Here is a 13439-nt window from a genome sequence, read left to right on the forward strand (position 1 = left end):
ACTCTGTCTACGGCCTTAGGGCCCAGGGCGGAGTATTTTTTTGAGTACTCATATTGACAATAGGGTGTAACGTTGATAAGATAAAAATAATCAAAAACCTACTCATTTACTCGGAATAAAACCATTTATATGAACAAAGAAATCTTCGGAAACCCAGGCTCTGTCCGGTTTATTGCAGATGGAATGGACTCAGACGGATTTCCGTAGTTCTTTTATAACATCTAGAGGCTGCTCGGCCGCACATGTATATGGCAACAGGACTTAAGTAGTATTCATCCCACTAAGGAGGGCATTCATATGGCTAAAGTAGTTAATAACGTAACAGAACTCATCGGAGGTACTCCGCTTGTTCGTCTGAACCGTATTGTACCTGAAGGCAGTGCTGAAGTGTTCGTGAAACTGGAATACCAGAATCCAGGTTCAAGCGTCAAAGACCGTATCGCGATTAGCATCGTGGAAGAAGCGGAAAAAGAAGGCAAGCTGAAACCGGGTGATACCATCATCGAAGCAACAAGTGGTAACACAGGAATCGGACTGGCTATGGTGGCTGCAGCCAAAGGCTATAAGTCTGTTATTGTTATGCCGGAAACGATGAGCATGGAGCGTCGTAATTTGCTTCGCGCCTACGGAGCTGAGCTTGTGCTCACACCGGGAGCCGAAGGTATGAATGGTGCAGTTAAAAAAGCTGAGGAATTGCTTAAGGAAAATCCATCTTATTTCATGGCTGAGCAATTTAAAAATAAAGCCAACGTGAAGATCCACCGTGAAACGACTGGCCCTGAGATTGTTGAAGCCATTCAATCTGTAGGCGGTACGTTGGATGCTTTCGTGGCAGGAATCGGTACAGGCGGAACGATTACAGGTACAGGTGAAGTGTTGAAAGAATCCTTCCCTGGAATTAAAATCGTTGCCGTTGAACCAGCAGCTTCCCCAATCTTGGCAGGTGGCAAACCGGGTCCTCACAAAATTCAGGGGATCGGTGCTAACTTTATTCCTGAGATTCTGGATCAGGAAATCTATGACGAGATCATTCACATCGAGAATGACGATGCGTTCGAGACGGCTCGTCAGGTAGCGAAGGAAGAAGGTATTCTATCCGGTATTTCTTCCGGTGCAGCCATCCGCGCAGGTCTGCAAGTGGCTAAACAGTTGGGTGCAGGCAAACGCGTTGTAGTTATCGTGCCAAGTAACGGCGAACGTTACCTCAGTACGCCACTTTACAACTTCGAAGCTTAAGCTTAACAAGTGATGAAACAAATCCTCCTTGCCCGCATGCCGGGTGTGGAGGATTTTTTGCTGAATGCTTTTAAAAGCAGCGGCGCTTTAGTATACTATCAGACAATAGAACTAGCGACAGATGGAGGGCGGCAAACCGCAATGACACACCTGATGACAACATACGCCGACTGGACAGAGTGGGCCGGAAAAGGTTGGACCATGATGCCGTATATGATCAAGTCGGATAATGGACCGTATCATGGCGGTTTACCGTTAACGTGGGAAGCAGCCTGGCAGCAGGCGTCACCCTATGCAATAGTATTGGAAAATGGAAAAGGCGGAAGGTATACCTTTCTGGGATTAAACCCGGTATCCGTTATTTCCGGCAAGGGCAATGAAGCTGTTATTCATGATCTTATTCAAAGCGATACCCGGACAGACTGTGGTAAACCACTTGAAGTATTAAAAAGGTGGGCTGCGCCATACAGCGCACCAAAGGTGAGCGGGGCTCCAGACTTTGGTGGTGGCTGTGCAGGGTATCTAAGTTATGACGTAGCCAGATCCCTGGAAAAGCTGCCAACCTTGGCAGAAGACAACCCGGCTCTCCCGGATTATTGGTGGATGCGTTTTGAAGAAATATGGGCGTATGACCATGAACAGCAGGCGCTGTTCTGCATGGTTCATCTGGCTGTACAGCCAAATCAGGATGAAGCTCAGCTCCGCAGTCTGTATGCAGAAGCAGAAGAGCGAGCAGCAGCCATGCAGCAGCGATGGCTGCATATTCTGGGATTTGCCCAGGCGGAAGAGCAGCAGCAGGCCTTGGAGCATCGCCATAGCCACATTCATCTCACTGCGCAATCAGCGGATTCGGAGCGGGAAACGGAAGGATGGCATACTTCCTTTCCTCAACAGGACTTTGAGCAGGCGGTACGCACAGTGCAGGAATATATCCGGCAGGGGGATGTTTTTCAAGTGAACCTGTCCCTGCGACAGGAAAAACGTCTGAAGTCCAGTGCTGAGCACATCTATGAATGGCTTCGTCTCGTGAACCCCTCTCCCTACATGGGAATGCTGCGTAGTCCGGAATTCCAATTAGTGAGCGGATCACCTGAATTGCTCGTCAAAGTGGATAATCGCAAGGTGAGTGCTCGTCCTATTGCCGGTACACGTAGAAGAGGCCGGGATGAAACTGAGGATGAGTTGATGGCCGCTGAGTTGCTGAACAGTGAGAAGGAGCGGGCAGAACATATTATGCTGGTCGATCTGGAGCGGAATGATATCGGGCGAATTGCAGCTTATGGATCAGTCCATGTGCCTGAACTGATGACGATCGAGAAGTATTCGCATGTCATGCATCTGGTTTCTCAAGTCGAGGGAACGCTGGCCGATGGACTATCCGTATTTGATGTGATCGCAGCGACATTCCCAGGTGGAACGATTACAGGTGCACCCAAAGTTCGCACGATGGAAATCATTGAAGAACTGGAGCCTGTGCGTCGCGGACCGTATACAGGTTCGATTGGGTGGATGGACTACAGCGGAAATATGGAGTTGAACATCGTCATTCGTACACTTTCCATCAAAGATGGAATCGGATATGTGCAGGCAGGAGCGGGCATTGTTATTGATTCTGATCCCTATCGGGAATACAAGGAGTGCCGCAACAAGGCAAGAGCCATGATGAGGGCTGTGAATTACAGCGAGGAAGCGGAAGCTGTTAAATTAAAATAATCAAGCAACCGTCCCCTGCGTGGACGGAAGAACAGGAGGAACAAGGATATGATACTGGTTATCGACAATTATGATTCCTTCACATACAACCTGGTTCAATATCTGGGTGAACTGGGGGAGACGGTGGAAGTTCGCCGTAATGATGAGATTGATCTGGCAGGCATTGAGGCATTGGAGCCTGATCATATTTTGATCTCACCGGGCCCTTGTACTCCGAATGAGGCCGGTATTAGTCTGGCGGTCATTGATCACTTCAAGGGCAGTATTCCGATTTTCGGCGTATGTCTGGGACATCAGGCGATTGGACAGGCTTTCGGAGGCAATGTTATTCGTGCGGACCGAATGATGCATGGCAAAACATCGGAGATGCACCATAACGGAACATCCGTATTTACAGGATTGCCATCTCCCTTTACGGCAACGCGATATCACTCTCTGATCGTGGAGCGCAGCAGTCTGCCAGATTGTCTGGAGATTACGGCCGAGACGGCGGAAGGCGAGATTATGGGCTTGCGTCACAAGGAATATGCGATTGAAGGTGTTCAGTTCCATCCCGAATCCATCATTACGGATCACGGTCATCAAATGCTGCGTAACTTCCTGTCTCAGCAGGTAAAGGTATAGAGATGAAATATGCCGCGATAAACGGAGAATTGGTCAATATGGCGGCAGCCGTGGTTCCGGTGACGGATCACGGCTTTTTGTACGGACTCGGATTGTTCGAGACGTTTCGGACGTATCAGGGAGCTCCTTTTCTGCTGGAACGTCATTTGCAGCGGATGGCTTCAGGTTGTCGTGAACTGGGCATTCCTTTCACAGCAACAGCAGCGGAGGTAACGGATTGGATCAACAACCTGTTGCTTGCTAATGAACTCCAGGATGCCTATGTGCGCTATACGGTATCTGCGGGCGAGGCCCCGCTCGGGCTACCTTCGGGGGATTATGTGAAACCCAATCATATCGTATTGGCAAAAGCACTACCTGAACCCTCTCCAGCTCTATATGAAAATGGGAAAATGCTTCAACGTCTGTCGACGCCTCGTAACACGCCTGAAGGAGAAGTGCGGTTCAAATCGCTGCATTACATGAACAGCATTCTGGCGAAACGGGAACTGAGCGGATACGGACAGCATGTGCAAGGAGCGGAAGGGTTACAGTTAACCAGAGATGGCCATGTAGCTGAGGGAATTGTCAGCAATGTGTTCTGGGTGAGACAGGGCGTACTCTACACGCCAGCACTTGCGACTGGCATTCTGCCGGGAATCACCAGAGACGTTGTACTGGAGCTTGCAGCTCAGCAAGGAATGCCTTGCCAGGAAGGTTTGTTCCCTTGGGAGGAACTGCTGCAGGCAGATGAAATCTTTTTGACAGGCTCTGTTGCTGAACTCGTTCCAGTTACTACATTGCGGGATCAGGATGGAACGGAAACGGTAATCAGCAGCGGACATATAGGCCCGGTTACAGAAGCGCTTCTGGGTATGTACCGGCAGAAAGCGGGGTATACTTCATGACACTTACACCAGTCATCTATGAACGGAATTATGCGTGGGGGCTAGCAGAGCTCAAACTGGGCACACGAACACTTATTATGGGCATTCTGAATGTCACACCGGACTCTTTCTCGGATGGGGGACGTTATACCAGTGTTGGGCGAGCGGTGGCTCACGCCATTCAGATGATGGAAGACGGCGCGGATCTCATTGATATTGGCGGGGAATCCACACGTCCGGGTTCAGATATTGTTGGCGCTGATGAAGAGCTAAGACGGATCATTCCGGTCATTGAAGCACTGCGGCAGCAGGCTCCACATATTCCGATATCGGTGGACACCTATAAAGCGGATGTCGCTCGCCAGGCTATTCAGGCTGGAGCGCACATCATCAATGATGTGTGGGGTGCCAAGGCTGACCCGGAGATGGCACGTACCGCGGCAGAATTGGGATGTCCTTTGATCCTAATGCACAACCGGCAAGAACGAGACTATACCAACTATTTGGTTGATGTAGTCAGTGATCTTCAAGAGAGTATACAGATTGCGCTTGAGGCCGGAGTTCATCCCGATCAGATTATTCTGGACCCGGGCATTGGCTTTGTGAAAGGTCTGAACGAAAATCTCGTGCTCATGTCATCGCTCGGGCTACTCAATGAGATGGGGTATCCCGTTCTGCTTGCCACCTCGCGTAAAAGGTTTATTCAGAACACCTTGCAGGTGCAAGCGGATGATGCGCTGGAAGGTACAGCCGCTACGGTTGCTTTTGGCATAGCCCAAGGATGCCAGATGGTCCGGGTCCATGATGTGAAGCCGATTCGGCGCACGGTGGACATGAGTGATGCTATGCTGTATGCTTCTCCAGGGTTGCGGAGGAAATGATGCTGACGGGTCCGGTGACTCGTCCAGTAGAAGCGCAGCGTTTTGCAATAGGAACAAGCATCGAACCATGAATTCATTATAAATAGAGGGCGGGCGGAACTTATGGATAGAATGGTATTGCATCGAATGGAGTATTACGGATATCACGGCGTATTTGCCGAGGAACGGAAGCTGGGGGCGCGTTATTATATTGATCTGGAGATTGATATGGATCTGGGCGAGGCTGGGCGTAACGATGATTTGACCAAAACCATCAATTATGCGGAAATCCATGAGCTGGTTAAACAGATCGTTGAAAATAAATCATTCCAGTTAATTGAAGCATTGGGCGAACATATTGCATCTTCTTTACTAGACACTTATACTATTATCAATGCATTGACAGTCAAGGTGACGAAGCCGCATCCGCCGTTTGATATTCATTTTGGGGGCGTAACTGTAGAGCTTCGCCGCACAAGAAAGTGAGAACCGATCATGATTGCACATTCGACCTCTGAATCTTCAGAGGCTTATATTGCTTTAGGGGCTAATTTGGGTGACCGGGAACAGACTCTGCTTGAGGCGTTAACGTTGCTGGATGCACATCCTCGTATATCCGTCCTGCGCTGTTCTGCGCTGTATGAGACGGAGCCGGTAGGTTATGTGGACCAGCCAGCGTTTCTGAATATGGCAACTGCAGTACAGACTACTCTTTTGCCGGAGCAGCTGCTCACGGAACTGCTGGATATTGAAACACGGCTTGGACGGGTTCGTGATATCCGTTGGGGCCCTCGTACAGTCGATTTGGATCTGCTCTGGATGGATGGAGAGACAAGTGATACCGAACGGCTGCAGTTGCCGCATCCACGGATGGGTGAACGGGCGTTTGTATTGGTGCCACTGGCTGACATCGTAACCGAAGATGAGCATTCAGGTTTGTATACCTTTGTACAATCATCGTTGTCTGTACTGGATGGAAAGGATGGAATACAGCTTTGGAAAACGTGCAATTGGCCAATCGAATCCGGGCTTTCCGGAAGCTGAAAGGTTTAACACAACAGGAACTCGCTGCTGAGACGGGCATATCGCTGGCCATTCTGGGTATGATTGAGCGAGGCAACCGAAAAGTAGTTGAACGGGAGCTGAATCTAATTGCCGGGGTACTATCGATCAGCATTGAGGAGTTACAGGGGAACTAAGGCCGCTTTTTACTAACAAGAAAATATCGTCATTATTCGTTGATTTTATACAGCAAGAAGCATTATAGAAACTAAACACAACCAGGATTCATGCAAGAGTCTGCGGATTTAAAAAGGAGTGGGACGACTACCATGCTTAAAATTGGTGACATTGAAATGAAAAACCAGGTCGTACTTGCGCCGATGGCTGGCGTGTGTAATCCGGCTTTTCGTCTGATCGCAAAAGAATTCGGAACAGGCCTCGTATGTGCGGAGATGGTGAGTGGCAAAGCCATCGTGCATGGTAACAAGCGTACACGTGAGATGTTGTTTGTAGATGAGCGTGAGAAACCGCTGAGCCTGCAAATATGGGGGGGAGATCGTGAAGCCCTCGTAGAAGCAGCCAAAATTGTGGACAAAGAAACCAATGCTGACATCATCGACATCAATATGGGATGCCCTGTTCCTAAAGTGACGAGCTGTGATGCGGGTGCACGCTGGTTGCTTGATCCGAACAAAATTTATGAAATGGTATCCGCTGTTGTGGATGCGGTCGATAAGCCCGTTACAGTCAAGATGCGGATCGGCTGGGATAACGAGCACATCTACGTGGTAGAGAATGCACTTGCGGTTGAACGCGCTGGCGGACAAGCGGTAAGTGTGCACGGCCGTACGCGTGAGCAGCTCTACACAGGCACAGCGGACTGGTCGCACATCAAAAATGTCAAAGAGGCTGTCTCCATCCCCGTTATCGGGAACGGAGATGTATCTTCACCGGAAGATGCCCGTCGCATGTTGGATGAAACGGGTTGTGACGGAGTGATGATCGGCCGTGCTGCCCTGGGTAACCCATGGATGTTGTATCGTACCATTCAATACTTGAGTTCCGGCGAACTGCTTCCTGACCCGAATGGGGAAGAGAAGATTCGGGTTGCCATTTTGCATATGGATCGCCTGATTGCACTGAAGGGTGAGGCTGTTGCTGTTCGCGAGATGCGTAAACACCTGGCTTGGTATCTGAAAGGTCTCAAAGGATCTGCTCGCATCAAAGACGTTATTATGGAAGAAACCAAACGTGATGAGATGGTGCACATTCTGGAGAACTTTGTAGGCCAACTGCATATCGAAGGCAATCTGGAGTCAGAATCGGCAGTAGCCGAAAATGCATCCTGATCTCCTGCTGTAAAACGTTTACAGCTATAGGGGGCATAACATTGACTTTTCGAGACCGTTACCCTATAATTTCACAGTATAAATTCGCCATGTGCGTCATAAGGCTAGTGCATCAGGAGGAACGTTCTGTTTCTCCGGAGAACTTCATATAGTTTTGAAGATGTATGCGGGCGGAGCTCTGTAAACAGCACTGGTTCCGTTGCCGTGCAATCAAATTATTCCCATGACAGGAGAATCGGTTGAGATGAGCGATAAGGAAGTTATCCTTACACCAGAGGGACTTAAGAAGCTTGAAGAAGAACTGGAAATGCTGAAATCGGTGAAGCGCCGCGAAGTGGCTGAGCGGATTAAGGTAGCCATCGGGTATGGAGATATTAGTGAAAACTCCGAATACGAAGACGCGAAGAACGAACAGGCTTTCATTGAAGGCCGCGTTATTACGTTGGAGAAATTGCTCCGGAACGCACGGATTATTAACAGCGACGAGATTGATACCGAAGCTGTAAGCGTGGGTGCAACAGTTACTGTAGAAGATCTGGAATTCGGTGATATCACGGAATATACGATTGTAGGTACTGCGGAGTCCAATCCGCTGCAAAACAAAATATCGAATGAAAGCCCTGTTGGCAAAGCCATTCTGGGCAAGAAAAAAGGTACGGTTGTTGATGTAAGTGTGCCTGCTGGCGTAATTCAATATAAAATTGTAGACATCAAAAAGTAATATAAGCAATGAAGCAGTCGGGTACGGAGACAAAAGCTTCCTTAGGGAAGCTTTTTTCAACATTTGAGGCAGAACACCTCTGAAGATGCCTGCAATGTAAATAAGGAGATGAATATAGATCATGACGGATGAAGTCTTGAATCAGGAAACCGAAACCGAACTAAGTGAGCTTTTACAAATTCGCCGCGACAAATTGGACGAGCTCCGCAAATTGGGGATCGATCCTTTTGGCCAAAAATACGTACGTACGGAAGAAGCCGGCTCCATTCTGAAGAAGTATGAAGAACTGACCAAGGAAGAGCTGGAAGAGAAGCACATCGAAGTCAGTATTGCCGGACGGATTATGGCGAAGCGGGGAATGGGTAAAGCGAGCTTTGCACATATTCAGGACCTGAGCGGCAGAATCCAGATCTATGTTCGTCAAGATACTGTGCCGGAAGACAAATACGCCGCGTTCAGCCTGCTCGATCTGGGGGATATTGTAGGTGTCTCTGGGGTAATCTTCAAGACTAAGACAGGTGAAACTTCGGTTAAGGTTCAAAATCTCGAAGTATTGTCCAAGTCACTTTACCCACTTCCGGATAAATATCATGGACTAGCGGATGTAGAGCTGCGTTACCGTCAGCGCTATGTTGACCTGATTATGAATCGCGAAGTGCAACAGACCTTCATTACTCGTTCCAAAATTATTCAGTCGATGCGCCGTTACCTGGATTCTCTGGGCTATCTGGAAGTGGAAACGCCGACGCTGCACACCATCGCTGGTGGAGCCGCTGCGCGTCCATTCATTACACATCATAATGCGCTTGATATGGAATTGTACATGCGGATTGCGATCGAGCTTCACCTGAAACGTCTGATTGTAGGCGGTCTGGAGAAGGTATATGAGATCGGCCGTGTATACCGTAATGAAGGGATGTCGACACGTCATAACCCTGAGTTCACCATGATTGAACTTTATGAGGCATATGCCGATTATCAGGATATTATGCGTTTGACTGAGAATCTTGTTGCTCATATCGCACAGGAAGTGCTTGGTACGCAAGTTATCCAATATGCAGACTATCAAGTCGATCTTACACCACAATGGCGCCGTGTAACGATGGTAGACGCGGTTAAGGAAGTTGTAGGCGTGGACTTCTCCGTGCACATGACGGACGAGGAAGCTCATCGTTTGGCGAAAGAACATAAGGTTCCAGTTGAAAAGCATATGACATTTGGTCATATTCTGAATGCATTCTTCGAACATTTTGTAGAAGAGACGTTGATTCAACCAACCTTTATTATGGGGCACCCGGTTGAGATTTCTCCGTTGGCGAAGAAGAGCGATGTAGATCCACGCTTCACGGACCGCTTCGAGCTGTTTATCGTTGGACGTGAGCATGCAAATGCCTTTACGGAGCTGAATGATCCAATTGATCAACGTCAGCGCTTTGAGGCACAATTGCTGGAGAAAGAACACGGGAACGACGAAGCACACGAAATGGATGATGATTTCATCCGTGCGCTCGAATATGGTATGCCACCAACAGGTGGACTGGGGATCGGTATTGACCGTCTGATCATGTTGTTGACCAACTCGCCGTCCATTCGTGACGTACTGCTCTTCCCGCACATGCGTCCTCGTACACAGGATTAAATAAGGAACGTTTAACTCGTTCATAATAGAAGAGGAACCTGCCGTTCAGTATGATGCTGGTGGCAAGTTCCTCTTTAGGTTTACATAGGTATCGAAGTGACAGATTACTCGAAACAACATGCCTGCTATGAATATATGACAGATCTTCTTCGTCTACCTGTATGTATTATGTTAAAAGAGGTGCCCTTCATGAAGTTTAGGCTTCACATTGCTAAATTCCTATCACCCCCACTGATTCTGGTTGGTGGTTTTATGCTTATTATCACGATCGGTACGATTCTGCTCATGCTACCCATCTCCAATCAAAGCGGTGAGCATTTGGCGTTCATTGATGCGCTGTTTACGTCTACCTCTGCCGCATGTGTGACCGGGCTGGTCGTTGTGGATGTAGGGACGACCTTCAACCTGTTTGGTCAAATCGTGATTATGGTGCTTATGCAGCTAGGTGGACTTGGCTTCATGACCATCGCAACGTTGTTTGCGCTAGTATTGGGTAAGCGAATCTCGCTTAAGGACAGGCTGCTGCTGAAAGAGGCTATTAACGCTGATAGTATGGAGGGCATTGTGCGCATTATCCGCAAGGTGCTGATCTTTTCGTTTACTATTGAAGGGGTGGCTGCCGTTATATTGGCACTACGCTGGGCAACGGAGATGCCTTTTTGGCAGGCGGTATACTATGGTGCTTTTCACTCGGTTTCATTATTTAATAATGGTGGTTTCGATCTGTTCGGCAACAGTTTTCAATATTATACAGGGGACTGGTTGTTTAACCTGACAGCTTCCGTGCTGGTTGTATCGGGTGGACTCGGCTTTGTAGTGCTGAACGATTTGTTTGAGTTCCGCAAGCGCCGTCGCTTATCGTTGCAGTCCAAACTGGTATTGTCCGTGTCGGGTGCGCTGATTGGTATCGGTGCAATTGTACTGTTTGTATTTGAGTTCACCAATGGGCACACACTGGCTTCTCTCAGTTGGAGCGAAAAGATCTACGCATCGTTCTTCCAATCTGTCTCTACACGTTCGTCTGGTACAAGCACCATTGATATTACCCAGATGAGGCAGGCTACCCAGTTCTTCTTCATTCTGTTGATGTTTATTGGGGCATCTCCGGGATCAACCGGGGGAGGGATCAAGACGACAACGTTCCTGATCATGATTGGAGCGGTATATGCTATGATTCGTGGCAATAAAGATATTGTATTTTTCCGTCAGCGTGTTCCGAAAGAGTTGCTGATGAGAGCATTGACGATTATTATGGTTTCCTTGATCATATTCATGGTTGTAGTAATGCTACTACTTACGACAGAGGATGCACCGTTCCTTTCACTCATGTTTGAAGCGGCCTCGGCCATTGGGACAGTAGGTCTGTCGGTGGGAGTAACGCATGAATTAACGGTATGGGGAAAGGTGATTATCGCCTTCACAATGTTTATAGGACGTATTGGACCACTCACCATCGCATACGCGCTTCGTCCGCGCAAAGAGAAGAAGCTGTATCGCCATCCGGAGGGCCGGATTATTATTGGATAAAAAGAAAAACCGTCACGCATCTAGGAGACTAACCCTATTATGGATACATAGGTTAGTTACAACTAATGCCTGACGGTTTTTTGTTCAATAGATGCAATTACTTGGTTCCCGCTGTATGAAGGATAGAGCAGTATTTAATTTGTGACCAAATGTTATTCCGCATCCCGACATAATGTTGCAAGATGCATGGTAAGGATGTCCTCCATGATCTTGGTGTTCATCTGGTCAGGACGAAGAATCGCATGAATTCCCAAACCGTCGACCAGTGCATATAGCCGTTCAATTTCCAGTTCCTTGTCGAGGTCTATGCGGGAGAGATTGAGCTCCATGAAGTAGGTAATAACCGTAGCCATCGCGTGTCTAAGCTCATCATAGACTTTGTCGGCATGCTCTTTGAGAACAGGGTCAGTTTTGGACTTGGCTGTAAAAGCGTACCACACCTCCATTTCGGCCATTTTTTCATCCGTACTTGGCAAGAGTTCTAACAACAGAAGCTTCATATTCTCCAAAGGAGATGCATCAAAGGACATCTGTGTAATTCGATTCGATACCCGTTCGGATACCAGATTCATTGCGTATAGGAGTAGTTCCGATTGGGTTGAAAAATAGTGGCGCATAGACCCGGCCGATATTCCCGCTTCTACCGCAATGTTTCGAACGGAGGCCTGTTCCATGCCATCTCTTCGGATGACACGCCAAGCCGCTTCGGCTACAAGCAGACGTTGTTTATCATGATCAACTATTTTAGGCATACAAGGATTATATCATTGTTGATTATTATAATACAAACGTGTTAAATTGTATTTAATACATTTGTATTATAAAAGGAGTGAGTCATTTGATTGCCTATTTTATTATTGGATGTGAGATTGCCTTCTGGGTATTTGTCGCCGCAGGTCTCAGTGTGCGTTATCTGCTTGGGATGAAACGGACAGGGATCGCACTGTTAATGGCAACACCCATTGTGGATGTTCTTCTTATGGTTGCGACGGTGATGGATCTTCAACAGGGTGCTACAGCAAGTATGGTTCATGGCATTGCAGCTATATATATAGGTGTGAGTATTGCTTATGGTCATCAGATGATCGCTTGGGCTGATCGTTATTTCCTTTACTGGTTCAAGGGTGGAGATAGTCCTCGGAGCAGCAAGGTGTATGGCAGTGAGCATGCTAGTCGTGAGAGAGTGGGATGGCTTAGACATTTATTGGCTTGGGTTATAGGTAGCTTGTTCCTGCTCGCAATGATCTGGTGGATTGGTGATGCGGACCGTACTGCGGCATTCTCTAATATCATAAGAGTATGGGGAATCATACTGGGGATCGATTTTATAATCAGCTTCAGTTATAGCTTATGGCCGCGAAAGATGCCTGTGAAGAAAGTGAAGTAACATATATAATTGAATAAGGCGGGAGAATGTGCGGATTATCTGGGGAAGATAGGATGATTCGCATGTTCTGTAAAGAGAGTGTTGATGATAATTGATGGGATTATAAATAGACCCGGTTTTAGGTGGATAGCTAAATTGAGAAACCAGATATAATTTATTGAAAATAAAGGTTGCATTCGAAATCTGTACATGGTATATTCTAATTCCGGCCAAGAAAACACGAGAAACACGGTGCGGCAAGCAAAATGGAATAAGCTTCGAAAGAAACTTAAAAAAAAGGCTTGCAAAGTTGGTTCGGATGTGATAAGGTATAAAAGTTGCTGAGGTGAACAACACACGGCAATGAAACAAGTTTGATCTTTGAAAACTGAACAACGAGTGAGTAACGATCTTGCTTGCAAGATCGACGCTGAGAAATCAGTACAAGCCTTCGGGCTGTATGATTTGGAAGCAAAATAAATGAGATTTTTAATCTCGTCAGTTTCAAAATGAGCTTATCGCTCTTTTCAATACTT

At 47.6% G+C, this 13439-nt stretch carries 14 protein-coding genes; 13 read left to right on the forward strand and 1 reads right to left on the reverse strand.

Going from position 1 to position 13439, the window contains the following annotated elements:
• Nucleotides 1-297: 297 nt before the first annotated feature.
• From cysK to ACFVQB_RS33000, 12 genes are all read left to right on the forward strand, one after another.
• On the forward strand, nucleotides 298-1236 hold the full coding sequence (gene cysK, locus ACFVQB_RS32945; protein WP_062329357.1) for a cysteine synthase A: 939 nt from the start codon (nucleotides 298-300) through the stop codon (nucleotides 1234-1236).
• A 141-nt stretch (nucleotides 1237-1377) separates the two neighbouring features.
• Entirely contained in the window at nucleotides 1378-2949 is a 1572-nt protein-coding gene (locus tag ACFVQB_RS32950) for an anthranilate synthase component I family protein (RefSeq protein ID WP_379449406.1), read from the forward strand.
• A 48-nt stretch (nucleotides 2950-2997) separates the two neighbouring features.
• Nucleotides 2998-3573, forward strand: coding sequence for an aminodeoxychorismate/anthranilate synthase component II (pabA, locus tag ACFVQB_RS32955; protein WP_379449374.1), 576 nt, complete (start codon nucleotides 2998-3000; stop codon nucleotides 3571-3573).
• 2 nt (nucleotides 3574-3575) lie between these two features.
• Nucleotides 3576-4460 carry an aminotransferase class IV gene (locus tag ACFVQB_RS32960; protein WP_379449376.1) on the forward strand — a complete coding sequence of 295 codons (885 nt, stop codon included), beginning with the start codon at nucleotides 3576-3578 and terminating at the stop codon, nucleotides 4458-4460.
• The gene (gene folP, locus ACFVQB_RS32965; protein WP_379449379.1) at nucleotides 4457-5320 is read left to right on the forward strand and encodes a dihydropteroate synthase; all 864 of its coding nucleotides are present in this window, start codon (nucleotides 4457-4459) and stop codon (nucleotides 5318-5320) included. The genes ACFVQB_RS32960 and folP overlap by 4 nt, the downstream gene beginning before the upstream one ends.
• A 102-nt stretch (nucleotides 5321-5422) precedes the next feature.
• The gene (gene folB, locus ACFVQB_RS32970) at nucleotides 5423-5785 is read left to right on the forward strand and encodes a dihydroneopterin aldolase (protein WP_379449381.1); all 363 of its coding nucleotides are present in this window, start codon (nucleotides 5423-5425) and stop codon (nucleotides 5783-5785) included.
• Nucleotides 5786-5794: 9 nt separating this feature from the next.
• Nucleotides 5795-6343: a 2-amino-4-hydroxy-6-hydroxymethyldihydropteridine diphosphokinase gene (folK, locus tag ACFVQB_RS32975; protein ID WP_379449384.1), complete on the forward strand. Its 549-nt coding sequence runs from the start codon at nucleotides 5795-5797 to the stop codon at nucleotides 6341-6343.
• Nucleotides 6295-6498: a helix-turn-helix domain-containing protein gene (locus tag ACFVQB_RS32980; RefSeq protein WP_063568397.1), complete on the forward strand. Its 204-nt coding sequence runs from the start codon at nucleotides 6295-6297 to the stop codon at nucleotides 6496-6498. Before folK ends, ACFVQB_RS32980 begins: the two co-directional genes overlap by 49 nt.
• A 132-nt stretch (nucleotides 6499-6630) precedes the next feature.
• Nucleotides 6631-7650: a tRNA dihydrouridine synthase DusB gene (dusB, locus tag ACFVQB_RS32985; protein ID WP_379449393.1), complete on the forward strand. Its 1020-nt coding sequence runs from the start codon at nucleotides 6631-6633 to the stop codon at nucleotides 7648-7650.
• 244 nt (nucleotides 7651-7894) lie between these two features.
• Nucleotides 7895-8371 (forward strand): transcription elongation factor GreA, encoded by a 477-nt coding sequence (gene greA / locus ACFVQB_RS32990; RefSeq protein WP_076292137.1) that lies wholly within the window; start codon nucleotides 7895-7897, stop codon nucleotides 8369-8371.
• 121 nt (nucleotides 8372-8492) lie between these two features.
• On the forward strand, nucleotides 8493-10010 hold the full coding sequence (lysS, locus tag ACFVQB_RS32995; protein ID WP_062329341.1) for a lysine--tRNA ligase: 1518 nt from the start codon (nucleotides 8493-8495) through the stop codon (nucleotides 10008-10010).
• 189 nt (nucleotides 10011-10199) lie between these two features.
• A complete protein-coding gene (locus tag ACFVQB_RS33000) occupies nucleotides 10200-11537 on the forward strand; it encodes a TrkH family potassium uptake protein (protein ID WP_113055740.1) in 1338 nt (445 codons plus the stop codon).
• A gap of 152 nt (nucleotides 11538-11689) precedes the next feature.
• Here the strand turns inward: ACFVQB_RS33000 and ACFVQB_RS33005 are convergent, their stop codons facing one another.
• Complete coding sequence (locus ACFVQB_RS33005; protein ID WP_379449398.1) at nucleotides 11690-12289, reverse strand: TetR/AcrR family transcriptional regulator; 600 nt, start codon at nucleotides 12287-12289, stop codon at nucleotides 11690-11692.
• Nucleotides 12290-12366: 77 nt separating this feature from the next.
• Here ACFVQB_RS33005 and ACFVQB_RS33010 point away from each other — a divergent pair, with 77 nt between their 5' ends.
• Nucleotides 12367-12924, forward strand: a complete 558-nt coding sequence (locus tag ACFVQB_RS33010) for a hypothetical protein (protein ID WP_379449401.1) — start codon at nucleotides 12367-12369, stop codon at nucleotides 12922-12924.
• Nucleotides 12925-13439 lie beyond the last annotated feature (515 nt).

Origin of the sequence: Paenibacillus sp. NPDC057886, assembly GCF_042796655.1 — a bacterium.
Classification (GTDB): Bacteria; Bacillota; Bacilli; order Paenibacillales; family Paenibacillaceae; genus Paenibacillus.

What these genes read in the sequence shown, in the direction of transcription:
- lysS (WP_062329341.1), top strand. Translation starts at nt 8,493, where the DNA reads ATGACGGATGAAGTCTTGAATCAGGAAACCGAAACCGAACTAAGTGAG.
- ACFVQB_RS33005 (WP_379449398.1), bottom strand. Translation starts at nt 12,289, where the DNA reads ATGCCTAAAATAGTTGATCATGATAAACAACGTCTGCTTGTAGCCGAA.
- ACFVQB_RS32960 (WP_379449376.1), top strand. Translation starts at nt 3,576, where the DNA reads ATGAAATATGCCGCGATAAACGGAGAATTGGTCAATATGGCGGCAGCC.
- folK (WP_379449384.1), top strand. Translation starts at nt 5,795, where the DNA reads ATGATTGCACATTCGACCTCTGAATCTTCAGAGGCTTATATTGCTTTA.
- folB (WP_379449381.1), top strand. Translation starts at nt 5,423, where the DNA reads ATGGATAGAATGGTATTGCATCGAATGGAGTATTACGGATATCACGGC.
- ACFVQB_RS32950 (WP_379449406.1), top strand. Translation starts at nt 1,378, where the DNA reads ATGACACACCTGATGACAACATACGCCGACTGGACAGAGTGGGCCGGA.
- pabA (WP_379449374.1), top strand. Translation starts at nt 2,998, where the DNA reads ATGATACTGGTTATCGACAATTATGATTCCTTCACATACAACCTGGTT.
- dusB (WP_379449393.1), top strand. Translation starts at nt 6,631, where the DNA reads ATGCTTAAAATTGGTGACATTGAAATGAAAAACCAGGTCGTACTTGCG.
- folP (WP_379449379.1), top strand. Translation starts at nt 4,457, where the DNA reads ATGACACTTACACCAGTCATCTATGAACGGAATTATGCGTGGGGGCTA.
- ACFVQB_RS33000 (WP_113055740.1), top strand. Translation starts at nt 10,200, where the DNA reads ATGAAGTTTAGGCTTCACATTGCTAAATTCCTATCACCCCCACTGATT.
- greA (WP_076292137.1), top strand. Translation starts at nt 7,895, where the DNA reads ATGAGCGATAAGGAAGTTATCCTTACACCAGAGGGACTTAAGAAGCTT.
- cysK (WP_062329357.1), top strand. Translation starts at nt 298, where the DNA reads ATGGCTAAAGTAGTTAATAACGTAACAGAACTCATCGGAGGTACTCCG.